The sequence below is a fragment of the Weissella oryzae SG25 genome (assembly GCF_000691805.2).
Lineage (GTDB): Bacteria > Bacillota > Bacilli > Lactobacillales > Lactobacillaceae > Weissella > Weissella oryzae.
Genome location: NZ_DF820547.1, coordinates 1 through 226, shown reverse-complemented (window position 1 = coordinate 226; position 226 = coordinate 1). Strand labels below are relative to the sequence as shown.

The window sequence follows — 226 nt, the reverse complement described above, 5'->3', positions numbered from 1 at the left end:
GCTCAATGAATCGGACGTTGAGTCACTACCACTGATTGAATCGCTTAATGAATCGGACGTTGAGTCACTACCACTGATTGAATCACTCAATGAATCGGACGTTGAGTCTGAACCACTAATTGAATCGCTCAATGAATCGGACGTTGAGTCACTACCACTGATTGAATCACTCAATGAATCCGATGTTGAATCTGAGCCACTGATTGAGTCACTTAGTGAATCTGAT

The 226-nt window shown here is 42.5% G+C and carries 1 protein-coding gene; it reads right to left on the bottom strand.

The genetic code is table 11. The annotated features are described in order from the left end of the window. The coding region (locus tag TT13_RS11120; RefSeq protein WP_145912389.1) for a hypothetical protein at positions 1-226 on the bottom strand (226 nt) is incomplete at both ends.